The sequence below is a fragment of the Denitratisoma sp. DHT3 genome, assembly GCF_007833355.1.
Taxonomy (GTDB): domain Bacteria; phylum Pseudomonadota; class Gammaproteobacteria; order Burkholderiales; family Rhodocyclaceae; genus Denitratisoma.
Genome location: NZ_CP020914.1, coordinates 606,203 through 627,451 on the forward strand (window position 1 = coordinate 606,203; position 21,249 = coordinate 627,451).

At 63.5% G+C, this 21,249-nt stretch carries 21 protein-coding genes and 1 CRISPR repeat array; of the genes, 13 read left to right on the forward strand and 8 right to left on the reverse strand.

Annotated elements, in window-relative coordinates; genetic code table 11:
- The first annotated feature begins 138 nt into the window (after positions 1 to 138).
- Together B9N43_RS02705 and B9N43_RS02710 are read left to right on the forward strand one after the other, a co-directional pair.
- Positions 139 to 1,029 (forward strand): MOSC domain-containing protein, encoded by an 891-nt coding sequence (locus B9N43_RS02705; protein WP_145840800.1) that lies wholly within the window; start codon positions 139 to 141, stop codon positions 1,027 to 1,029.
- A 32-nt stretch (positions 1,030 to 1,061) separates the two neighbouring features.
- Positions 1,062 to 1,466 (forward strand): RidA family protein, encoded by a 405-nt coding sequence (locus B9N43_RS02710; protein WP_145840801.1) that lies wholly within the window; start codon positions 1,062 to 1,064, stop codon positions 1,464 to 1,466.
- A 54-nt stretch (positions 1,467 to 1,520) separates the two neighbouring features.
- Here the strand turns inward: B9N43_RS02710 and B9N43_RS02715 are convergent, their stop codons facing one another.
- Genes B9N43_RS02715 through B9N43_RS02730 form a run of 4 tightly spaced genes read right to left on the reverse strand, consistent with a single transcriptional unit; the run spans position 1,521 to position 3,724 of the window.
- Positions 1,521 to 2,087, reverse strand: a complete 567-nt coding sequence (locus B9N43_RS02715) for a YceI family protein (RefSeq protein WP_145840802.1) — start codon at positions 2,085 to 2,087, stop codon at positions 1,521 to 1,523.
- Positions 2,088 to 2,118: 31 nt separating this feature from the next.
- The gene (locus B9N43_RS02720; RefSeq protein ID WP_145840803.1) at positions 2,119 to 2,688 is read right to left on the reverse strand and encodes a YceI family protein; all 570 of its coding nucleotides are present in this window, start codon (positions 2,686 to 2,688) and stop codon (positions 2,119 to 2,121) included.
- Positions 2,688 to 3,233 carry a cytochrome b gene (locus B9N43_RS02725; RefSeq protein WP_145840804.1) on the reverse strand — a complete coding sequence of 182 codons (546 nt, stop codon included), beginning with the start codon at positions 3,231 to 3,233 and terminating at the stop codon, positions 2,688 to 2,690. Before B9N43_RS02725 ends, B9N43_RS02720 begins: the two co-directional genes overlap by 1 nt.
- Complete coding sequence (locus B9N43_RS02730; RefSeq protein WP_261379372.1) at positions 3,230 to 3,724, reverse strand: MarR family winged helix-turn-helix transcriptional regulator; 495 nt, start codon at positions 3,722 to 3,724, stop codon at positions 3,230 to 3,232. The genes B9N43_RS02725 and B9N43_RS02730 overlap by 4 nt, the downstream gene beginning before the upstream one ends.
- Positions 3,725 to 3,867: 143 nt before the next feature.
- Here B9N43_RS02730 and B9N43_RS02735 point away from each other — a divergent pair, with 143 nt between their 5' ends.
- The 7 genes from B9N43_RS02735 to B9N43_RS02760 all read left to right on the forward strand — a co-directional run bounded on the left by B9N43_RS02735 (position 3,868) and on the right by B9N43_RS02760 (position 10,579).
- On the forward strand, positions 3,868 to 4,326 hold the full coding sequence (locus tag B9N43_RS02735; RefSeq protein WP_145840806.1) for a CRISPR-associated endonuclease Cas3'': 459 nt from the start codon (positions 3,868 to 3,870) through the stop codon (positions 4,324 to 4,326).
- 8 nt (positions 4,327 to 4,334) lie between these two features.
- Positions 4,335 to 4,628 carry an addiction module antidote protein gene (locus tag B9N43_RS02740; protein WP_145840807.1) on the forward strand — a complete coding sequence of 98 codons (294 nt, stop codon included), beginning with the start codon at positions 4,335 to 4,337 and terminating at the stop codon, positions 4,626 to 4,628.
- 2 nt (positions 4,629 to 4,630) lie between these two features.
- On the forward strand, positions 4,631 to 5,125 hold the full coding sequence (gene cas4, locus B9N43_RS02745; RefSeq protein WP_261379373.1) for a CRISPR-associated protein Cas4: 495 nt from the start codon (positions 4,631 to 4,633) through the stop codon (positions 5,123 to 5,125).
- A gap of 137 nt (positions 5,126 to 5,262) precedes the next feature.
- The gene (gene cas1, locus B9N43_RS17480; RefSeq protein WP_261379374.1) at positions 5,263 to 5,913 is read left to right on the forward strand and encodes a CRISPR-associated endonuclease Cas1; all 651 of its coding nucleotides are present in this window, start codon (positions 5,263 to 5,265) and stop codon (positions 5,911 to 5,913) included.
- Positions 5,906 to 6,295 carry a CRISPR-associated endonuclease Cas1 gene (gene cas1, locus B9N43_RS17485; protein WP_261379375.1) on the forward strand — a complete coding sequence of 130 codons (390 nt, stop codon included), beginning with the start codon at positions 5,906 to 5,908 and terminating at the stop codon, positions 6,293 to 6,295. Before cas1 (B9N43_RS17480) ends, cas1 (B9N43_RS17485) begins: the two co-directional genes overlap by 8 nt.
- Before the next feature lie 4 nt (positions 6,296 to 6,299).
- The gene (gene cas2, locus B9N43_RS02755) at positions 6,300 to 6,590 is read left to right on the forward strand and encodes a CRISPR-associated endonuclease Cas2 (RefSeq protein WP_145840808.1); all 291 of its coding nucleotides are present in this window, start codon (positions 6,300 to 6,302) and stop codon (positions 6,588 to 6,590) included.
- 201 nt (positions 6,591 to 6,791) lie between these two features.
- A CRISPR array of direct repeats spans positions 6,792 to 10,270; the repeat unit is 37 nt; unit sequence GTGGCGCCCCTCGGCAACGAGGGGCGAGGATTGAAAC.
- A 123-nt stretch (positions 10,271 to 10,393) separates the two neighbouring features.
- Positions 10,394 to 10,579: a superinfection immunity protein gene (locus tag B9N43_RS02760; RefSeq protein ID WP_145840809.1), complete on the forward strand. Its 186-nt coding sequence runs from the start codon at positions 10,394 to 10,396 to the stop codon at positions 10,577 to 10,579.
- A 110-nt stretch (positions 10,580 to 10,689) separates the two neighbouring features.
- Here B9N43_RS02760 and leuA read toward each other — a convergent pair whose 3' ends face one another.
- Complete coding sequence (leuA, locus tag B9N43_RS02765) at positions 10,690 to 12,387, reverse strand: 2-isopropylmalate synthase (RefSeq protein WP_145840810.1); 1,698 nt, start codon at positions 12,385 to 12,387, stop codon at positions 10,690 to 10,692.
- A 171-nt stretch (positions 12,388 to 12,558) separates the two neighbouring features.
- Between leuA and B9N43_RS02770 the strand changes: the two genes are divergently transcribed.
- Complete coding sequence (locus B9N43_RS02770) at positions 12,559 to 13,035, forward strand: Lrp/AsnC family transcriptional regulator (protein WP_409994731.1); 477 nt, start codon at positions 12,559 to 12,561, stop codon at positions 13,033 to 13,035.
- A gap of 6 nt (positions 13,036 to 13,041) precedes the next feature.
- On the opposite strand, the gene mobA is transcribed toward B9N43_RS02770, so the two are convergent.
- Together mobA and moaA are read right to left on the reverse strand one after the other, a co-directional pair.
- A complete protein-coding gene (mobA, locus tag B9N43_RS02775; RefSeq protein WP_145840812.1) occupies positions 13,042 to 13,614 on the reverse strand; it encodes a molybdenum cofactor guanylyltransferase MobA in 573 nt (190 codons plus the stop codon).
- Between the two features lie 3 nt (positions 13,615 to 13,617).
- Positions 13,618 to 14,637, reverse strand: coding sequence for a GTP 3',8-cyclase MoaA (gene moaA, locus B9N43_RS02780; RefSeq protein WP_145840813.1), 1,020 nt, complete (start codon positions 14,635 to 14,637; stop codon positions 13,618 to 13,620).
- 114 nt (positions 14,638 to 14,751) lie between these two features.
- Between moaA and B9N43_RS02785 the strand changes: the two genes are divergently transcribed.
- From B9N43_RS02785 to B9N43_RS02795, 3 genes are all read left to right on the forward strand, one after another.
- Positions 14,752 to 15,705, forward strand: a complete 954-nt coding sequence (locus B9N43_RS02785) for an oxidoreductase (protein WP_145840814.1) — start codon at positions 14,752 to 14,754, stop codon at positions 15,703 to 15,705.
- Positions 15,706 to 15,806: 101 nt separating this feature from the next.
- Entirely contained in the window at positions 15,807 to 17,852 is a 2,046-nt protein-coding gene (uvrB, locus tag B9N43_RS02790; protein WP_145840815.1) for an excinuclease ABC subunit UvrB, read from the forward strand.
- 298 nt (positions 17,853 to 18,150) lie between these two features.
- On the forward strand, positions 18,151 to 19,668 hold the full coding sequence (locus B9N43_RS02795) for an arylsulfatase (protein WP_145840816.1): 1,518 nt from the start codon (positions 18,151 to 18,153) through the stop codon (positions 19,666 to 19,668).
- A gap of 239 nt (positions 19,669 to 19,907) precedes the next feature.
- Here B9N43_RS02795 and B9N43_RS02800 read toward each other — a convergent pair whose 3' ends face one another.
- The gene (locus tag B9N43_RS02800; RefSeq protein ID WP_145840817.1) at positions 19,908 to 21,221 is read right to left on the reverse strand and encodes an IS1380 family transposase; all 1,314 of its coding nucleotides are present in this window, start codon (positions 21,219 to 21,221) and stop codon (positions 19,908 to 19,910) included.
- Between the last annotated feature and the right edge of the window lie 28 nt (positions 21,222 to 21,249).

The following is a 21,249-nucleotide window of genomic DNA, read 5'->3' on the forward strand; positions in this document are numbered from 1 at the left end:
GTCTACCCTGGTCGTCCATTTTTCATGCCGCCCATGCCGGCAGCCCGTGCTTCGCTCCGGTCCGCCTTGTCGGTGAACGGCGGTGACATAATTCGGTGAAATGGTTGGGAGCCTATAAAAAACATACAGGAGGCGGCGATGTTGCTTGGACATCTGAAGGAGATATGGCGTTATCCGGTCAAGAGCATGGGGGGAGAGAGGATCGACGCCGCTTTCCTGACGCCTCTTGGTATTCCCGGCGATCGTTGCTGGGCGGTCGTCGATATGGAGAAGCGGGAAATCCGTAACGCGAAAAAGTGGCCGGCCCTGTTGCAATACCGGGCCTGGCATCTGTCCGGCGCGGTGCCGTCCGCCGACTGTTACGACGCCGACGTTCCCGACGTGGTGATCGAGACCCCTCGGGGCGAACGGCTCAGCGCCCGCGATCCGGATACCGGCATCCGTCTCGGCGAGGCGTTGGGAAAGGCGCTGCGGCTCGCTCCGCGGGCGCACCCCTCCAATCGGGATCACTATCGCCTGGCGTCGGTGTCCACGCCCGAGGAGTTCAGCGAGGCCATGGCCTTGCAGGCTGGCGAGGCCATTCCCGACTTTTCCGAGGCGCCGCCCGATCTGCTGGCGCTCCTCAAGGAGTATGCGACACCGCCCGGTACCTATTTCGACGCTTTTCCCCTGCACCTGCTGACCACCGATTCGCTTGCCTATCTGGAAGATCGCACGGACGCGGATGCGGTTGTGCAGCGCTTTCGGCCGAACCTGTTGATCGAGGCGACCGGGACCGCGGCCCTGACCGAGAACGGCTGGGTCGGCGCCCGTCTGCGGATCGGCGAAGCCGTGCTGCGGGTGGATAGCCGGACCGTGCGCTGCGGCATGCCCGTGCGCGCCCAGCCCTGGTGCGGGGTGGCGGAGCGGAAAGGACTGATGCGCAGCCTGGTCGAACACTGCGAGCGCCGCCTGGGTGTCAATGTCGTCGTCGAGCGGGCCGGGTCGATTGCGGTCGGCAGCCCGCTGACCCTGCTGAAACCGGAATAACCGAACCACCATGGACCGCGAAAGGATCAGCCATGCCCAGGCAGCACATCAATCCCGATACCCTGATGAAAATGTCCAGTTACTCGCAAGTGGTCGTCGCTTCCGGGAGCCGGACGGTCTACGTGGCCGGCCAGGGAGCCTTCGACAGCGAGATGCGGCTCATCGGGGCGGGCGACTACTACGCCCAGACGGTCAAGGCCTTGCAGAATCTCGCCACCGCCCTTGAAGCTGCCGGCGCGCAGCTCTCGGACGTGGTCAGTAGCGTCATGTACGTCAAGGATCTGAACCCGGCGGTCCTGGAGCAGTTTTCCCGCGCCGTGAGCGAGGCATTGGACGGCAAACCCTTCCCGCCCAACGCCTCGACCATGGTCGGCGTGCAGGCGCTGGGCTTTCCGGACATGCTGGTGGAGATATCGGCGGTGGCGGTCATCGACTGATCCGTCGCCAGGAAGGCGGAAGGAGAGGTTCCGCCTTCCGGAGGCAGGGAAGATTTACTCCTTGATCGCTTCCATGGCGATGTCGATCGTCACCTCGTCGCCGACGTAGGGTGCGTTCTTGCCCATGTTGAAGTCGCTGCGCTTGACCTTGGTGGTGGCGTTGGCGCCGATCGCATCCCGTTTCAGCATCGGATGGGGCATCGCCTGGAAGGAGGTGACGGTCAGGGTCACCGGCTTGGTGATGCCCTTCAGGGTCAGGTTGCCTTCGATCCTGGCCGGCTTGTCGCCTTCGAAGGTGACCTTGGTGGACTTGAAGGTGGCCGTGGGGTACTTGGCCGTGTCCAGATAATCCTCGCCCTGGATGTGTTCGTTGAACAGCGCGGAGCCGGTGCTCACCGACTTGGCGTCGACCACGATGTCGACGGCGCCGGTCTTGGCGGCCTTGTCGAACACGACCTTGCCGGAGGTCTTGTCGAAGCGGCTGACTTGCACGGAATAGCCGAGGTGGCTGTAGGAGAAGCGCGGGAAGGTGTGGTTGGGTTCGAGGTTGTAGGTTTCCGGAGCGGCGAAGGTGGCGCTGGAAAAGGCGGCGGCGAGAGCCAGGATGGTCAGTTTTTTCATGGATGTATCTCCTGAGGATTGGGGGTGTTGATTACTTGCGAGGGGTGGTGCTTGCTGCAACGACGCGGAACTTGATTTGAATTTCATTGCCGACGGTGTCGAAATCGGCCCAGGGGCCTTCGCCGATGCCGTAGTCGGCGCGCTTCAGGTTGAAGCCGCCTTCGAAGACGGCGCCGCTGGCGTCGGTCTTGACGCTGACGGGCGTGACGATTTCGCGCGACTTGCCCTTGATGGTCAGGGTGCCGCCGACCTCATAGCGGTCCTTGCTCAGACTGCGGACCCGACTGGAAACGAAGCTGGCCGTTGGGAACGCCTTGACGTTGAACCACTGTTTGCCGATCGCCTCGTCATCGGCCTCCTTGGAACCGGTGTCGATGCTGGCCAACTCGATGGTGAGGCCGACCTTGGCGGCTTCCGGCCTGGCCGGGTCGAAGGCGAGGGTGCTGGTGAATTTCTTGAAGCGGCCATCCACCGGCACGTTCATCTGCCTGAAGACGAAGTCGATGCGGCTCTTGTCGGTCTGCACCGCGTTGTATTCGACGGCCCCGGCCGATGCCGCCAGCGCGCAGGCCAGTAACAGGCCGGTCAGTATCTTGTTCATCAGCGGGTCTCCTTTCTGACGGGCAGGATCCGGGTCAGCACGTCGTCCCGGTCGATGTAGTGATGCTTCAGGGCGGCGGCGACATGGCCGCCGACCAGCAGCAGGAACAGGAAATTCAGCGCCTGATGCACTTGGGCCAGTCGATCGCCCAGCGGCGGATTCTTCGCCAGCAGGTCGGGAATGGGCAGCACGCCGAACAGCACCACCGGAAAACCCTTGGCGGAACTCATCAGCCAGCCGCTCAGCGGCACCGCGAACATCAGCAGGTACAGCAGCCAGTGCGTGGCTTCGGCCAATCGGCGCAAGAGCGGGGACATGGTTTCGGGCAGGGGCGGCGGCCGATGGCCCAGGCGCCAGGCCAGGCGTACCAGCACCAGGAGGAAGATGGTGACGCCGGCCCACTTGTGCCAGGAATAGACCTTCAGTTTCCAGGGCGACAGGGGCAGTTCGTGCATATAGACGCCGACGCCGAAGGTGATGGCGATCAGGACGGCGATCAGCCAATGCAGATGAATGGCGCCGGTGGTGTAGCGGTTGCTGGTCACGGATGGTTCTCCTCTTGATGGTTATCAGGGGAATTCTCGCCGAAGGCATGGCGCAGGCGGGCGAACTGCGTGCGCAAGGCATCCAGCTCGGCGTCGGAATAGGACTCGAAAATGGGCTGAAGGTGCGCCACATGGGCCGGAAAGACGTCTTCGAACAGCGCCTGGCCGGCGGCCGTCAACCGGACGATCCAACTGCGTCCGTCGACCGGCGAGGGCAGGCGGCTCAGCAGGCCCTTCGCGGCGAGGCGGTCCAGCACCCCGGTCAGGGTGCCCTTGGTGATCAGGGTCTGCTCGGCCAGCTCCTTGCAGCTCATGTCGCGCTGGTTGCCCAGGGTGGCAATGATGTCGAACTGCGGCGGCGTCAGTCCCAGACTGCGGATATGGGCGGCCGAGTAGCTCTCGAACGCCTGGAAGCATTGGGCCAGTTCGCGGATCATCGGGAGAAAACGGCTGCCGGACATGGAGGTCATGAATGGGATATTAGTTCGCATGAGAACTATATCAAGGGTAAAGTTCTAATGCAAACTAGTTTGAGGGTGTCATCACGGTTGGGATCGTTGTTGCGTGATTCATATAGCCTGAGCACGAGACAACACTGGATACAATCCCTGCATAACTTATCGTCATGGAGGTAATGGTGGCGTTGATTGCCCATATCAAGTTGGGTTGCGGTGATGACAATTGGGAACACCATGTGCTGGATGAGCATCTGCGCGAAGTGGCAACCTTGGCCGCCCATTTCTCGACACCTTTCGCTCCGCCGGCTTGGGCCTTCCGCACCGGGCTCTGGCACGATCTAGGCAAATACCAGCCTGAATTCCAGCAATACATCCGTTCGACAAGCGGTTTCGACGCCCATATCGAAACCGCGCCCGGCAAGGTCAAGCATGCGATTGCCGGTGCGATTCATGGGGTAGATAGTTGTGGTCCTTATGGCCGGCTGCTGGCCTACTTAATCGCTGGTCATCACGCCGGCCTCCCCGACTGGCATCCCGATGATGCGCCGGGTTCGGCACTGTCCCAGGAACTCCGTGATGAAACGGCCACCCTGGCCAAGGCAAAGTGCGCCCTGGAATTGGCACGGAATGTATAGGAGCCATCATGGGATCGACAAAATTGCGACCTTGGGACTCTGCCGAGTACCTGAAAACCGAAGAGGACATGCTTTTGTATCTGGAGGCATGTCTGGAGGAGGGGGACGCTGCCCTGATCGCCCATGCCTTGGGTGTGATCGCCAAGGCGCGAGGCATGACGCAACTGGCGCGGGATACCGGACTTTCCCGAGAGAGTCTGTATAAGGCGCTCTCGGGTGAGGGCAATCCGGAATTCGGTACGGTGATGAAAGTGGTCAAGGCCCTGGGTTTCCGGCTCCATGCCGAAGCCGTAGCGCTCTGAGCGTGACCGAAACTGAGCAGATTTCCATTTCCGCCCTTGAGCACTGGAGCTATTGCCCGCGCCAGTGCTGCCTGATTCACGCCGAACAGGCATTTGCGGAAAATATCCATACCCTGCGCGGACAGGCCGTTCATGCCCGCACCGATCAGCCGGGCGTCGAGGTCGGTTGCCAGGGTCGGCGAATCGCCCGGGCTGTGCCCCTGTGGTGTGACCGGCTGGGGCTGGTGGGTAAGTCCGACGTGGTGGAGTTTCTGGCCGATGGCACACCTTACCCCGTGGAGTACAAGCACGGCAGGAAGCGCGAGAAGCTCCACGACGATATTCAACTCGCCGCTCAGGCCCTGTGCCTGGAGGAAATGGAGGGGCGCCCTGTTCCCTTCGGCGCCATCTACCATGCCAGTTCGCGGCATCGGCGCGAGGTGGCGATTACGGTCGAATTACGACAGGCGGTGGAGGTCTGCATCGCCGAGGTACGCGCCGCTCTTGTTGCCCCCTAATTGCCCCCGCCCGTTAACGACAAACGCTGTCGGGAGTGCTCGCTGATTGATTTGTGCCAGCCGGAAGCCATGTCCGCCCGGGAGCGGCGCTCCGGTCTGGCGAAGAAGTTGTTTGAACCCGACGACGGGGTTTGATCATGCAAACCCTGCTTAACACGCTTTATGTCACCACGCCCCTTGCCTATCTGCACCTGGACAACGATACCGTGCGTATCGAGGTGGAACGGGAAACCCGTTTGCGGGTGCCCTTGCACCATCTGGGCGGCATCGTGGTATTCGGCAATGTCCTGGTCTCGCCGGCGTTGATGCATCGACTGGCCGACAATGGCCAGAGTCTGGTGCTGCTGGACGGCCACGGCCGCTTCAAGGCCCGGCTGGAAGGGCCGGTGTCGGGGAACATCCTGCTACGTAGGGCACAGCATGAGAAAGCGGGCGATGCCGCATTTGCCCTGGCCGTGGCCCGGGCCTGTGTGGCGGGCAAGATTCGTAACTGCCGGCAGGTGTTGTTGCGTGGCGCTCGGGAGGCCAAGAGCGAAGACGATGCAGCCATTCTTTCCCGAGGAGCGAACGATCTGGCCGCCTCGCTGCGCGCCCTGCCTATTGCAGCGGACCTTGACACGGTGCGCGGCGTGGAGGGGGAGGCGGCGCGCCAGTATTTCGGCTGTCTCAATAATCTGGTACGGGCCGATGCGCGACAGGATTTCGCCCTGGATGGCCGTACCCGCCGTCCTCCCCGTGATCGGATGAATGCGTTGCTATCTTTCCTCTACCGCCATGCTGATGAATGATTGCCGCTCCGCCCTGGAAACGGTGGGTCTGGACCCACAGTTGGGTTTTCTGCATGCGGTTCGGCCGGGAAGGGCGGCCCTGGCCCTCGATCTCATGGAAGAGTTCCGTCATCAGGCGGATCGGCTGGCATTGACGCTGATCAACCGTGGACAGGTCCAGGCCGGTGATTTCATGGTCCATGAGGGCGGAGGTGTCAGCCTGGAAGAAAAAGGCCGAAAGGCGGTGGTGGTGGCTTGGCAGGAGCGCAAACAGGAACTACTTACCCATCCTCTGCTGGAGCAGCCCGTAGTCTTGGGTTTGTTGCCTCAACTCCAGGCCCGCTTTCTTGCCCGGACCCTGCGCGGCGATATGGATAGCTACCTGCCTTTCCTGTTGAGGTGACATCGTGCTGGTCATTGTTTGCTACGACGTGAATACTGAAACCCGGGAAGGGCGTCGCCGTTTGCGTCGTGTGGCAAAAGCCTGCGAGGCCGTCGGGCAGCGGGTGCAGAAATCCGTTTTCGAATGCCAGGTTGATCTGGCGAAACTGGAAGCGCTGGAACGCAAGCTGCTGGCCGAGATTGATCCCGAGCAGGACAACCTGCGTCTCTACCGCCTGGCCAGCAGCCGGGGCTGCGAGGTCAGAGAGCACGGTACCTTCCGCGCCACGGATTTTGATGGGCCGCTTGTGGTGTAACCATCAGCATTGTTTGTTATTCCCTGCGCGAACTCCGAGTAATGGAAAATACCTGGGAAGTTCGCGCAAGGGCTAACACTATGAATTTTCAGGGCGGTAAAAGTCGCTTGGATTGCCAATGGAATACGGGAAATGGTTCGTGCATCGGTTCGCGCAAAGCGGGCCGAAATCTTCGTATTTTCCACCTGTTATGCGCGAACCGTGGCGCCCCTCGGCAACGAGGGGCGAGGATTGAAACAACGTCATGAGCGCCCTGATCCAGCCGCTGGGGAGTGGCGCCCCTCGGCAACGAGGGGCGAGGATTGAAACAGTGACTCCAAATAATGACGCCGGCAACGTATAGGGTGGCGCCCCTCGGCAACGAGGGGCGAGGATTGAAACCTGGATGGCAGGCATGAGCCGGTTGCGGATCTCGTGTGGCGCCCCTCGGCAACGAGGGGCGAGGATTGAAACCCCCGGTGTCTGCTCATAGCGCCAGATCAGCCAGCGTGGCGCCCCTCGGCAACGAGGGGCGAGGATTGAAACACCCCCGGTCAGCTCATGGGTGCGGGCGGCGAGGAGTGGCGCCCCTCGGCAACGAGGGGCGAGGATTGAAACAGAATGCTGGACTCGTCCAGGATCACACCGTCGAAGTGGCGCCCCTCGGCAACGAGGGGCGAGGATTGAAACGACCATTGCATGGTGGAAGGCGGGGCCCACCCGGGTGGCGCCCCTCGGCAACGAGGGGCGAGGATTGAAACTTCTGAGGTCTCTCGTCTGGAACGGTGCCACGCTCGTGGCGCCCCTCGGCAACGAGGGGCGAGGATTGAAACGCCAAGTACGGCGTGACCACCAAGCATCTCGAGGACGTGGCGCCCCTCGGCAACGAGGGGCGAGGATTGAAACTGCGACTGGCCAGTGCGGAGAGAGATGCTGGCTACGTGGCGCCCCTCGGCAACGAGGGGCGAGGATTGAAACGCCATGGCCGGCAGGCTGCAGGACTCCATCAGCTGTGGCGCCCCTCGGCAACGAGGGGCGAGGATTGAAACAACAATATTGCGTTCATGGTGCAACAGGCCATAGGTGGCGCCCCTCGGCAACGAGGGGCGAGGATTGAAACAGAATAAGCCGCGGGTAATAGCTGGCAACGTCGGGGTGGCGCCCCTCGGCAACGAGGGGCGAGGATTGAAACTCTCCAAGGTTGCCCGGCCCCGAAGGGCCAGGCGGTGTGGCGCCCCTCGGCAACGAGGGGCGAGGATTGAAACGTCAACACCCGACTTAAGGGCTTGTTTCGGCGTTGTGGCGCCCCTCGGCAACGAGGGGCGAGGATTGAAACAACGTGAATGCGGGAATCCCACGGCAAGCCGTCCGTGGCGCCCCTCGGCAACGAGGGGCGAGGATTGAAACCAATAGCATCTTTAGGGTTGCTGGGCTTGCAATCGTGGCGCCCCTCGGCAACGAGGGGCGAGGATTGAAACTTAACGCGGCCATCAAGGTCGCGGGCCGCCCGGGGGGGTGGCGCCCCTCGGCAACGAGGGGCGAGGATTGAAACACCGACGGGCCGAGCACTATATCATCAAAAATATGTGGCGCCCCTCGGCAACGAGGGGCGAGGATTGAAACAAAATCCGACCGCTATTTTTACGATAGCGAAGCCGTGGCGCCCCTCGGCAACGAGGGGCGAGGATTGAAACAAATCTAGACCTTTATGCTCTTGGTGTTGGTTATGGTGGCGCCCCTCGGCAACGAGGGGCGAGGATTGAAACCCGGATGTCCATGCTCATGCGGATGATCGGATTGGTGGCGCCCCTCGGCAACGAGGGGCGAGGATTGAAACCACTATCTCCGGTTCCGTCAAAAAGTGGTCGGGCTGTGGCGCCCCTCGGCAACGAGGGGCGAGGATTGAAACGGTCTCCATCTGCTTGACGGTGACCAGTGCCTGGTGGCGCCCCTCGGCAACGAGGGGCGAGGATTGAAACTGCCAGCTTGCGCTTGCTGCGTGGTGAGCTTCGTGTGGCGCCCCTCGGCAACGAGGGGCGAGGATTGAAACTTGCGCTTCGTGCCGGCATGAATGCGGCCATCCCACGTGGCGCCCCTCGGCAACGAGGGGCGAGGATTGAAACTCAACGATGATTCGGTCGTTTTGCCATTTCAATTGTGGCGCCCCTCGGCAACGAGGGGCGAGGATTGAAACCTTGAAGTAGGCCCGGCCCCGAAGGGCCAGGCGGTTGTGGCGCCCCTCGGCAACGAGGGGCGAGGATTGAAACAACTCGGCGATCTGCAATAGTCGGATGCCCCAAAAGTGGCGCCCCTCGGCAACGAGGGGCGAGGATTGAAACCGGGAGCCGAAGCCCCCGGAGAATACCGCGTTAAACGTGGCGCCCCTCGGCAACGAGGGGCGAGGATTGAAACTTCCTTCGGTAGTTTAATCTCAGCAACAGGAGGAGTGGCGCCCCTCGGCAACGAGGGGCGAGGATTGAAACCCTCGGGAGCAGTCATTGCGGCGCAGATCGACGGCGTGGCGCCCCTCGGCAACGAGGGGCGAGGATTGAAACATTTCTGGTATGTCGATGGCGGCGCGGTACAGAAAGTGGCGCCCCTCGGCAACGAGGGGCGAGGATTGAAACAGGATAAAAACGCCATCCAGCGCGGGTATTTCGTGTGGCGCCCCTCGGCAACGAGGGGCGAGGATTGAAACCCCAAGGATAAAGCAGGGGCCGCCTTACTCACGAGTGGCGCCCCTCGGCAACGAGGGGCGAGGATTGAAACAGCAAGCTAGACCGCATTGAGGACAAGATCGATGGTGGCGCCCCTCGGCAACGAGGGGCGAGGATTGAAACTCCAGTATCGAAGGCGTGGTTACCGCTTGTCTCGGTGGCGCCCCTCGGCAACGAGGGGCGAGGATTGAAACATGACGGGTCGCCGGAAGTGCTGGCAATGTTCCCGGTGGCGCCCCTCGGCAACGAGGGGCGAGGATTGAAACATACACAAATTTTCCTAGCGTTTCAGAGAGCCGCGTGGCGCCCCTCGGCAACGAGGGGCGAGGATTGAAACTTGTCGGGCGGCAATTTCGGCCGCTTCTGCATGCGTGGCGCCCCTCGGCAACGAGGGGCGAGGATTGAAACAAGGTGGCGGCGAGTAATCGTCAACCCGCTCCGGGTGGCGCCCCTCGGCAACGAGGGGCGAGGATTGAAACGTCAACACCTATTGGCCGGTCGACGTGCCCCGCCAGGTGGCGCCCCTCGGCAACGAGGGGCGAGGATTGAAACAAAATAGGGGATTCCTTTTGTCGTGTTATACCAGAGTGGCGCCCCTCGGCAACGAGGGGCGAGGATTGAAACCCGCAACGCCAGAGTTATCACTATCAAGTGATTACGTGGCGCCCCTCGGCAACGAGGGGCGAGGATTGAAACACGATCATCGTGCCGGGCTTGTTTCCTGCGCCGAGTGGCGCCCCTCGGCAACGAGGGGCGAGGATTGAAACCTCGCGGTCATTGGCGGAACGGTCGCAATCAAGCACGTGGCGCCCCTCGGCAACGAGGGGCGAGGATTGAAACTTGAGTACGGATTGCTTCGGCCCTTGCGCCTGGACGTGGCGCCCCTCGGCAACGAGGGGCGAGGATTGAAACTCCGGGAGCAGGGAGGCCGCGTCTGGGCGCAGAGGGTGGCGCCCCTCGGCAACGAGGGGCGAGGATTGAAACCCGAAGAGGGAATAGACGGCCAGCGCGGCGGCGACGTCGCACCACGTTGGCGCTCATTTCGACCACCAGGCTACCGACTTTAAATGTCATGGCTATGTCCTATTCTTGAAGCAGGAGGATGTGATGTCACTGCTTTCGTTCCTGTTGCTGATCTACTTCCTGCCGACGCTGATGGCAGTCGTCCGGCGGCATGTAGCCACCGATGCGATCTTCATTACCAACCTGCTGCTGGGCTGGACAGTGTTCTTCTGGATCTGGATGTTGTTCGAGGGGCTGTTCGGGCACACCCGTCAGCGCCTGCCTTGCTGAATCCCTCAGTCTTCGCCACTTGGCTAGGCCCGCAGCACTGCTTGATTTACTCAGGTGTCTGAGAAAGTGAAAGAGAACGCCTACTTCCTTATCGAAGGAACGGACAGGAATCAGGCGGCTTGGGATGCTTGCTGCGGCGGATGCATGGCCGCCAGGCGGTTGATGCCGCTGAACAGTGCCTTGAGGGAGGCCGTTACGATGTTGCCGTCGATGCCGGCGCCGAAGGCCTCGGCCTCCCCCTGCTCGTCGGCCAGCTCGATCAGGGCGTAGGCCCGGGCATTGCCGCCTTCGCCGCTGGGGCCCAGGGAGCGCTCTTCGAAGCTGCGGACCTGGGCGTGAATGCCGAGGGCGTTCAAGGCGTGGATCGCCGCATCGATGGGGCCGTTGCCCGTGCCGGCGAGACTTCGGAGTCCGGCGGGCGTTTCGACCGTCAATCGGATGCCTTGGCTACCTTCATGATCGAACAGCTGATGGCTGCCGAAACGGAACGGCCCGGCGGGTTCGAGGTAGTGCTCGGTAAAAAGCGCCCAGAGGGTTGCGGCATCCACTTCGCTGCCATGGCGGTCGCTATGGGCCTGGACGATGCGCGAAAAGTCCACCTGGAGACGGCGCGGCAGGCGGATGCCGAATTCGCTTTCCATGAGGTAGGCGACGCCGCCTTTGCCGGACTGGCTGTTGATGCGGATGATGGAGTCGTAGCTGCGGCCGAGGTCGGCCGGGTCGATGGGCAGGTAGGGCACCTCCCAGAGGGTGTCGGGTGCCTGGCGGGCGAAGCCTTTGTGGATGGCGTCCTGGTGGGAGCCGGAAAAGGCGGTGAACACCAGATCGCCGGCGTAGGGGTGGCGCGGCGGCACCGGCAACTGGGTGCACTGCTCGTAGCTGCGGGCGATGGCGTTGATGTCCGAGAAGTCGAGGCCGGGGGCGACGCCCTGGGTGTGGAGGTTCAGGGCGAGGGTGAGGAGGTCGACGTTGCCGGTGCGCTCGCCGTTGCCGAAGAGGCAGCCTTCCACCCGGTCGGCGCCGGCCATCAGGGCCAATTCGGCGGCGGCGACCGCAGTACCGCGATCGTTGTGGGGATGGAGGCTGAGAATCACGCTGTCGCGGCGTTCGAGGTGTCGGTGCATCCATTCGATCTGGTCGGCATAGACGTTGGGTGTGGCGATCTCGACCGTGGTGGGCAGGTTGAGGATGATCTTCCGCTCGGGTCGGGCATCCCAGGCCGCCGAGACCGCATTGCAGATTTCGAGGGCGAAATCGAGTTCGGTGGCGGTGAAGGTTTCCGGGCTGTATTCGAGCACCCATTCCGTTTCCGGCTGTTCCTCGGCCAAGACCTTGATCAACTGCACGGCGGACACCGCCATGTGGACGACCTCGGCGCGGCTCATGCCGAAGACGAATTCCCGGAAGGGGCGGGAGGTGGCGTTGTAGACGTGGACGATGGCCCGGCGGGCGCCGCGCAAGGATTCCATGGTGCGGCGGATCAGGGGTTCGCGGGCCTGGGTGAGCACCTCGATGGTGACGTCGGGCGGGATATGGTCATCCTCGATCAAGGTGCGCACGAAATCGAAATCCGTCTGGGAGGCGGAAGGGAAGGCCACTTCGATTTCCTTGAAGCCGATGTCGCAGAGCATGTGGAACATCTGCAACTTGCGGCGGCTGTCCATGGGTTCGAAGAGGGCCTGATTGCCGTCGCGCAGGTCGGTGCTCATCCAGACTGGGGCCTGGGTGATGGTGCGCTGGGGCCACTGCCTGTCCGGGAGGGCGACGGGCGGGAAGGGGCGGTATTTGCCGGCGGGATCTTGCAACATGGTGGGGCTCCGGATAGGGATGCAGCGATGCTGCGACGGTGTTCATGCTATCCAGGGAGGCGGGAAATGTGCTTGCGAATATTGCTGGCTATTCGTCTTGTTTTGGAATTTAATAACTAAAAATAGTCGGATATTGAATTTTTATTTCGTAGTGGGGCTGGCATGGAGAATATTCACGGACTGGATCGGTACGATAGGGCGATTCTGCGCATCCTCCAGGAGGATGGGCGGCTGACCAACCAGGAGCTGGCCGATCGCATCGGCCTCTCGCCTTCCCCTTGCCTGCGCCGGGTCCGGGCGCTGGAAGAGAGCGGATTGATCGTCGGCTATCGGGCGCTGCTGGACGCCAAGGCGCTGGGGTTGTCGCTGATGGCGCTGGTGCATATCGCCATGGACCGGCATACCCCGGAACGCTTCAGCAATTTCGAAACCCGGGTGGGCGAAATCCCCGAGGTGCTGGAGTGCCTGCTGATCACCGGGCAATCCGCCGATTACCAGTTGAAGGTGGCGGTGAAGGACATGGACGCCTATCAGGAGCTGCTGCTGAACCGGATCACCCGCATCGAGGGCGTGACGGGCGTCCATTCCAGCTTCGTGCTGCGCCGGGTGATCGACAGGACGGCCTTGCCCGTCGCCGGCGAGCCGTGAGGCCGGCTATGGCGAGGGCAGCAGGTCTTCCGGCCGGTTGAGGTTGGCGAAAGCGGCTTCGTCGGCGAAGCGGGCTTCCGTCGCGCCGACGCGTTGCAGCCATTCGCGTATCTTGCGTCCGCCTTCGGCCAGATAGACCTCCAGGTGTGGCAAGGCTTCGCGTCGGACCAGCATGAAGGTGGCGTGCTGACGCTGCGCCGTTGCGGCGTAGGCCACCGGCGCGACGGCGCGGTCCAGCGCGGCCCGCAGTTGCGTCACCAGATCGGTGGGAAAGGCCGGTACGTCGCAGGGCACCGCGACCAGTAATGGCGTGGCGCAGGCGTGAAGCCCGGCCTGCAGTCCGGCCAGGGGGCCGGCGTAGTCCGGCATCCGGTCGCCGATGACCGGGGCGCCCAGGGCCACGTAGTCCGCCTGGTGGCGGTTGGCGCTGATCAGCAGCGCGTCCACCTGGGGCCGCAGCCGCGCCAGCGCATTGGCCGCCAGGGGGCGGCCGTGCCAGTCCAGCAGCCCTTTGTCCCGACCGCCCATGCGGCGCCCCTCGCCGCCCGCCAGGACCAGGCCGGTGACTTGTTCCGTCACCCCTCAGCCGCCGATGTAGGACATTTCGATCTTGCGCCGAGCCGCGGTTTCCGCCGTGCGGATTTCCGAATAGCGGTCATCGCGCGTCCGCCAGATGGCGCCGATCCGGTCGCTGATCTCCTGGTCCGTGCTGCCGCCGCGGACCAGGGCGCGCAGGTCGTGGCCGTGGTCGGCGAACAGGCAGGTGTAGAGCTTGCCCTCGGTGGAGAGGCGGAGCCGGGTGCAGGTGGAGCAGAAGGCCCGGGTCACCGAGGAAATCACGCCGATCTCGCCCGCGCCGTCCTTGTAGCGCCAGCGCTGGGCGACTTCGCCGGAATAGTTGGGGTCGATGGCCTCCAGCGGGAAAACGGCGTCGATGCGGCGGATCACGTCCCTGGAAGGCAGCACTTCGTCCATCTTCCAGTCGTTGCTGCTGCCCACGTCCATGAACTCGATGAAGCGGACGATGTGGCCGCTGCCACGGAAATGCTCCGCCAGCGGGACGATGGCCTCGTCGTTGGTGCCCCGCTTGACCACCATGTTGATCTTGACCGGCGCCAGGCCCACCTTGCCGGCGGCCTCGATGCCTTCCAGCACCTGGGCGACGGGGAAGTCGACGTCGTTCATGCGGCGGAAGGTGGCGTCGTCCAGCGCATCCAGGCTCACGGTGACCCGGTGCAGGCCGGCATCCTTGAGCGTCTGCGCCTTCTTGGCGAGGATCGAGCCGTTGGTGGTCAGGGTCAGTTCCAGGCCGGGGATCGCGGCCAGCATCTCGATCAGCTGTTCGACGCGGTGGCGCAGCAGCGGCTCGCCACCGGTGAGACGGACCTTGGTGACGCCCTGGGCGACGAACAGCCGGGCGATGCGGGTGATCTCCTCGAAACTGAGCAATTCCTGGCGCGGCAGGAAGGGGTAGTCGCGGCCGAACACCGTCTTCGGCATGCAGTACAGGCAGCGGAAATTGCAGCGGTCGGTGACCGAAATCCGCAGATCCCGCAGCGGGCGGCCGCGAGTGTCGAGCAACTGGGCGGGCTGGGCGTTCATGGATTTCCAATTATATGTCTCCTGAACGGTGGAGCACTTTCTTTACAATGCACTCTTTTTTGATTCGCCATCCGCGCATCGGGCGGATGGGCGCAGGCATGGGGACGGCAGAACATGGCGAAATGGAACGAGAGCGACATTCCCGCGTTGGACGGTAAGCGCATCCTGGTGACGGGGGCGGCGAGCGGAATCGGCTTCGAGGCGGCCCGCGCCCTGGCCGAGCATGGCGCCGAGGTGTTGCTGGCGGACGTCAATCAAAAGGGCGGCGAGGCGGCCATGGAGCGCATCCGCGCCCGGCGGGCCGACGCCCGGGTGCGATTCCTGCCCCTGGATCTGAGCCGCCAGCAGGCGGTGAAGGACTTCGCCGCCGCGCTGGTGGCGGAGGGCAAACCGCTGGACGTCCTGATCAACAATGCCGGCATCCAGCCCATCAGCGAGCGGCGCACGAGTCCCGACGGTTTCGAACTGACCTTCGCCATCGGCCATCTGGGGCACTACGTCCTCACCGGCATGCTGCTGCCGCTGTTGCAGGCAGCGCCCGCGCCGCGGGTGGTGACGGTGTCCAGCATGGTCCACGGCAAGGGGTATTTCGATTGGGACGATCTGCAGATCGAGCGCAACTACACCTCCCAGCGGCCCTATAACCAGACCAAACTGGCCAACCTGCTCTTCGCCCGTGAATTCCAGCGCCGCATCGACGCGGCCGGCGGCAGGATCAAGAGCATGGCCGTTCATCCCGGCGTGGCGCAGACGGCCATCGGCGCCAATCGCAAGAACCTGGGCAAGTTCCAGTTGGGCGATTACATGATCACCGCCATCCTGTCGATGGTCATGCCCTTCCTCGGCCAGCCGGCCGCGGCCGGTGCCCTGCCGACCATGTACGCGGCCGCGTCGCCCGAGGCGACGGGCGGCGGCTTCTACGGGCCCGACGGCTTCGGCGAAATGAAGGGGGCGCCGAAGGCCGCCGTCGTCAAGCCCGCCGGCCAGGACATGGAGGCCGCCAAGCGCCTGTGGGAAGTGACGGAGCAGCTCACGGGCCTGCGCTACCCCGCCCTGGGCGCGGCCTGATTGCCCTGGCATTTCCCAGCCCGGCCAGCGGGGTCTGAGCTGGCCTTGCCCCGGCCGGGCATGGTTGAATCCAGGTTTTCCTTCGACCCGGAGACGGCCCCATGGCCGAGGTGATCCAGTTTCCCAACGGCGTCTTCCGCCTGCACCAGCCCTTTCCCCCGGCCGGCGATCAGCCCGCCGCCATCGACCAACTGGTGGAGGGCATCGAGGACGGCCTGTCGTTCCAGACCCTGCTCGGGGTCACCGGTTCGGGCAAGACCTACACCATGGCCAACATCATCGCCCGGCTGGGGCGCCCGGCCCTGGTGATGGCGCCCAACAAGACCCTGGCGGCCCAGCTCTACGCCGAGTTCCGCGAGTTCCTGCCGGAGAACGCGGTCGAGTATTTCGTCTCCTACTACGACTACTACCAGCCCGAGGCCTACGTACCGGCGCGCGACCTGTTCATCGAGAAGGATTCCTCGATCAACGAGCACATCGAGCAGATGCGGCTCTCGGCCACCAAGAGCCTGATGGAGCGGCGCGACTGCGTGATTGTGGCGACGGTGTCGGCGATCTACGGCATCGGCGATCCCGTCGACTACCACAGCATGGTGCTGCATCTGCGCGAGGGCGAGAAACTCGGCCAGCGCGACATCATCCGGCGTCTGACGGAGATGCAGTACGAGCGCAACGAGCTGGATTTCCAGCGTGGCATCTACCGCGTGCGGGGCGACGTGATCGACATCTTCCCGGCGGAGAACGCCGAGAACGCCGTGCGCGTGACCCTGTTCGACGACGAGGTGGAGTCGCTGGCGCTGTTCGATCCCCTGACCGGGCAGCGGCGGCAGAAGCTCTCCCGCTTCACCGTCTATCCGTCGAGCCACTACGTCACGCCGCGGGCGACGGTGGTGAAGGCCGTCGAGGCGATCAAGGTCGAGCTGCGGGACCGCATCGAGTTCTTCCAGAAGGAACAGAAGCTCGTCGAGTGCCAGCGCATCGAGCAGCGCACCCGTTTCGACCTGGAAATGCTGGACCAGCTCGGCTTCTGCAAGGGCATCGAGAACTACTCGCGCCACCTCTCCGGCCGCCAGCCGGGCGAGCCGCCGCCGACCCTGATCGACTACCTGCCGCCGGACGCGCTGCTGTTCATCGACGAATCCCACGTCACCATCGGCCAGATCGGCGGCATGTACAAGGGCGACCGCTCGCGCAAGGAGAATCTGGTCAACTACGGCTTCCGCCTGCCCTCGGCGCTGGACAACCGCCCCCTGAAATTCGCCGAATTCGAGAGCCTGATGCCGCAGACGGTCTTCGTCTCCGCCACTCCGGCGGACTACGAGGCGCAACACCAGGGCCAGGTGGTGGAGCAGGTGGTGCGGCCGACGGGTCTCGTAGACCCGGTGATCCAGGTGCGTCCCGCCACCACGCAGGTGGACGACCTGCTGGGGGAGATCAAGAAGCGGGTCGCCGTCGAGGAGCGGGTGCTGGTCACCACGTTGACCAAGCGCCTGGCCGAGCAGCTCACCGAATTCCTCGCCGACAACGGCGTTCGCGTGCGCTATCTGCATTCCGACGTGGACACCGTGGAGCGCGTCGAGATCATTCGCGACCTGCGCCTGGGTGAATTCGACGTGCTGGTCGGCATCAACCTGCTGCGCGAGGGCCTGGACATCCCCGAGGTGTCGCTGGTGACCATCCTCGACGCGGACAAGGAGGGCTTCCTGCGTTCCACCCGCAGCCTGATCCAGACCATCGGCCGCGCAGCGCGCCACCTGAACGGCACCGCCATTCTCTACGCAGACCGCATCACCGACTCCATGGCCAAGGCGATCGCCGAAACCGAGCGCCGGCGCGAGAAGCAGCTCGCCTTCAACGCCGAGCACGGCATCACCCCCAAGGGCGTGGTGAAACGCATCAAGGACATCATCGACGGCGTCTATGACGCCGAGTCGGCCGCCCAGGAGCGGGCGCAGCTCAAGGCGGCCGAGGAGCAGGCCCGCTACGAGACGATGAGCGAGAAGCAGCTGGCGCGCGAGATCAAGCGCCTGGAAAAGGCGATGCAGGGTCACGCCAGGAACCTGGAGTTCGAGGAAGCCGCCGCGGCGCGCGACGAACTGCGGCGGCTGGAGCGCCTGGCCTTCGGCGGCGCGGCGCACGACGCCTGAGGCCAATTTCCTGGTGCGGGATGAATATCGCAGGAGGCGCCCTCTCCCCTCACGGGAGAGGGCCGGGGTGAGGGCGCGCGTTTTTCCTGATCTTGTGGCCTGCACACAGGCAGGCGGCCCTGTCGCCCTTTTTGGGCGGCCCCGTCCGCGACCCCCGACCCATTCCTGCTAAATTCGTGTCCCTTGGCCGAGGAACGGCGCGATCATGCCAGCGTTCCTTCATCGCGCCGCCAAGGGCGGCCCAATAACGAAAATTCACGAAAACTCCGCCGACGGAGCGGACGACAAGGAGAGAACAATGCGGACCCTACGCGGATTCTGGCGGCTATGTCTGGGGTGCCTGCTGGCACTCGGCCTGCTCCCCCTGGCCCAGGCGGCCGGCAAGCCCAACATCCTGGTCATCATGGCCGACGACGTGGGCTACTGGAACGTCGGCGCCTATAACCACGGCATGATGGTGCCCACCCCCAATATCGACCGCATCGCCAGGGAAGGCATGCTGTTCACCGACCACTACGGCGAGCCCAGTTGTACCGCCGGCCGCGCCGCCTTCATCACCGGCCAGATGCCGATCCGAACGGGCCTGACCACCGTCGGCCAGCCGGGCGACCGCATCGGCATCAGCGAGAAGGACCCGACCGTGGCCGAGGTGTTGAAGAAGCAGGGCTATCGCACCGGCCAGTTCGGCAAGAACCATCTGGGCGACCGCAACGAGTTCCTGCCTACCGTGCATGGTTTCGACGAGTTCTACGGCAACCTCTACCACATGAATACCGAAGAGGAGCCCGAGCAGATGGACTGGCCCAAGGACCCGGGCTTCAACCAGCGCTACCGGCCGCGCGGCGTGATCCGCGCTACGGCCAGCACGGAAGACGACCCCACGGTCGATCCGCGTTTCGGCAAGGTCGGCAAGCAAAAGATCCAGGATACGGGCCCGCTGACCAAGAAGCGCATGGAGACCATCGACGACGAGTTCACCGACGCGGCGTTCGACTTCATGGATCGTTCCTCCAAGTCCGGCAAGCCCTTCTTCACCTGGCTCAACACCACGCGGATGCACGTCTATACCCATCTCAAGTCCGAGAGCCGCTATCTGGCCCAGCCGTATTCGTCGGACTATGACGTCTACGGCAGCGGCATGATGGAACTGGACAAGAACGTGGGGCGCATCCTCAAGTGGCTGGAGGACAAGAAACTGGCCGACAACACCATCGTGATCTTCACCACCGACAACGGCGCCATGTCCGCCTGGTGGCCCGATGGCGGTTCGACGCCCTTCCGCGGCGAGAAGGCCACTACCTGGGAAGGCGGCGTGCGGGTGCCGATGCTGGTACGCTGGCCGGGCAGGATCAAGCCGGGTTCCGTCTCCAATGGCATCCAGAGCCACCTGGACATCTTGCCCACCCTGGCGGCGGCGGCCGGCGATCCCAATACCGTGGAAGAACTCAAGACCAGTCAGAAAGTTCATCTCGATGGGGTGAACAATCTGGAGCATTGGCAGGGCAAGGCGCCATCGGCCCGCAATTTCTTCATCTACTACAACGAGCGCGAACTGACCGCCGTGCGCGTCGGTCCCTGGAAGGGCCATTTCAAGACTCGCGAAGGCTTCTTCGACTGGAACAAACCGGCGGCCCTGCTGTTCAATCTGCGCATGGACCCGTTCGAGAAACAGGATGGCGAAAAGAGCCAGCACATGGCCATGGAAAAGAGCTGGATCGGCGGCCTCTTCAAGGACGTGCTGGGCCAGCACATGATGAGCCTGAGGCAGTTCCCCCCGCGCCAGAAAGGCGGTAGCCTGAGTATCGAAGTCAACTGAGACCCGAGCACCTCGGCGAGGGCTGTCCCGGTTCGGCCGCGACAGCCCTTTTCATTCCGTGCAACTGTCCTAACCCGGATATTTCACCAGCCCTATGATTTGGGCGCGTAGATATGCTGGACGGGTTGATCGTGATGCGTGTGGAGGCATTTGATCAAATCTTGATCAAATAAGCGAATTTCAGACGGACTTCCCCCAACCCCCGAAGCTCACCATGTCGGGGACGCACTCGGTTGCGGCTATGGAGACGCCAAGGCGTTGGCGGCGATGAAGTAGATATCGCGCAGCGGATGGTGCGACGCCAGCAGGATGCGAATGCGCCGCGTATTGCGAATCACCGCCGCCCCGATCTTGAGCAGTTTTACGCGAATCGTCGCCGCCGTGGCCTTCGCCAGATCGGTGTGCCGGAGCGCGATCTCGCGCAGGCGTTGCATCAGCGTGTAAGCCAATGCCGAGAACAAGATGCGCAGCCAGTTGGCCAGGAACTTGTGGCAACTGGCGCGCGTACCGAACAGATCCAACTGGGTTTCCTTGATCCGGTTCTCGGCCTCGCCCCGCTGGCAGTAGAGGTCGTCATACAGCTCCTCGGCAGGACGGTCGAGGTTGGTCACGATGAAACGCGGATTGGTGCCCTGGACGCCAAACTCCAGGCGGGTGATCAGGCGTCGTTCCCGATCCCAGCTCTTGGCGGCGTAGGAGAATTGCCGGATCAGTCGCTGCTTGACCCCGGTGTCGTGGAAAGCCTGCGCCATCGTCTGCTCCCAGTCAGCTACGTGGCGATGCAGACGGGCATTCCTCGCCATCCCGATGATGTAGCCGACGCCGTGGCGTTCGCACCAGCGGATCAGGCGCTGGCGGCAGAATCCCGAATCCCCGCGCACAATGATCCGCAGGGCCGGCCAGGTCTGGCGTAGCCGGGTCACGATCAGCTTGATTACGGCGGCCGCATGCTTGGCACCGTCGATCCGGCTGCGGCGCAGGACGCAGGCGAGCATGGCCTTGCCAGCGAACACATACAGGGGCAGGTAGCAGTAGTGGTCGTAGTAGGCGTGGAACTCGGTCTGTTCCTGTTCCCCGTGCAGCGGGATGTCGGAGGCGTCGATGTCCAGCACCAGTTCCTCCGGACAGGTCGCCTGGCTAGCAATGAACTGGTCGACCAGTACCCGGTTCAAGGCCACGATGTCCGATCGCGTGGCCCGCTGCTCCAGCCGACACAGGGTCGGGCTGCTGCCCAATTCATCACCCGTGCCGACGGCGGTTTGCATCAGCGGGTCGTTGCGCAGGGCGGCATGGTCGTTCAGATCCTCGTACCCGCAGCACAGGGCATACAGGCGCTGGGCGACCAGGTCGCGCATCCCATGCGTGATGCGATCCTGATCCCGTGGGTCGTGCAGTGCTTCCGCTACCGCACGTGACAATCCAATGCGCCGGTCGACTTGCCGCAGCAGCATCAGGCCGCCATCGGAACTGAGCGCGCCACCCTCAAAATTCGCCTCAATCGTGCAACGACCCAGGCGCCCAAACTCCATGTCCCCACGCGTACAATTTGGCATCGGCGGAATACTCCGTTAACCCTGTCTC

Coding starts and splice junctions, on each gene's coding strand:
- B9N43_RS02730 (WP_261379372.1), bottom strand. CDS start 3,724: ATGCGAACTAATATCCCATTCATGACCTCCATGTCCGGCAGCCGTTTT.
- B9N43_RS02735 (WP_145840806.1), top strand. CDS start 3,868: ATGGTGGCGTTGATTGCCCATATCAAGTTGGGTTGCGGTGATGACAAT.
- cas1 (WP_261379375.1), top strand. CDS start 5,906: ATGAATGATTGCCGCTCCGCCCTGGAAACGGTGGGTCTGGACCCACAG.
- B9N43_RS02795 (WP_145840816.1), top strand. CDS start 18,151: ATGCGGACCCTACGCGGATTCTGGCGGCTATGTCTGGGGTGCCTGCTG.
- uvrB (WP_145840815.1), top strand. CDS start 15,807: ATGGCCGAGGTGATCCAGTTTCCCAACGGCGTCTTCCGCCTGCACCAG.
- B9N43_RS02740 (WP_145840807.1), top strand. CDS start 4,335: ATGGGATCGACAAAATTGCGACCTTGGGACTCTGCCGAGTACCTGAAA.
- B9N43_RS02710 (WP_145840801.1), top strand. CDS start 1,062: ATGCCCAGGCAGCACATCAATCCCGATACCCTGATGAAAATGTCCAGT.
- moaA (WP_145840813.1), bottom strand. CDS start 14,637: ATGAACGCCCAGCCCGCCCAGTTGCTCGACACTCGCGGCCGCCCGCTG.
- B9N43_RS02785 (WP_145840814.1), top strand. CDS start 14,752: ATGGCGAAATGGAACGAGAGCGACATTCCCGCGTTGGACGGTAAGCGC.
- B9N43_RS02800 (WP_145840817.1), bottom strand. CDS start 21,221: ATGCCAAATTGTACGCGTGGGGACATGGAGTTTGGGCGCCTGGGTCGT.
- B9N43_RS02715 (WP_145840802.1), bottom strand. CDS start 2,087: ATGAAAAAACTGACCATCCTGGCTCTCGCCGCCGCCTTTTCCAGCGCC.
- leuA (WP_145840810.1), bottom strand. CDS start 12,387: ATGTTGCAAGATCCCGCCGGCAAATACCGCCCCTTCCCGCCCGTCGCC.
- B9N43_RS02760 (WP_145840809.1), top strand. CDS start 10,394: ATGTCACTGCTTTCGTTCCTGTTGCTGATCTACTTCCTGCCGACGCTG.
- B9N43_RS02720 (WP_145840803.1), bottom strand. CDS start 2,688: ATGAACAAGATACTGACCGGCCTGTTACTGGCCTGCGCGCTGGCGGCA.
- B9N43_RS02705 (WP_145840800.1), top strand. CDS start 139: ATGTTGCTTGGACATCTGAAGGAGATATGGCGTTATCCGGTCAAGAGC.
- cas1 (WP_261379374.1), top strand. CDS start 5,263: ATGCAAACCCTGCTTAACACGCTTTATGTCACCACGCCCCTTGCCTAT.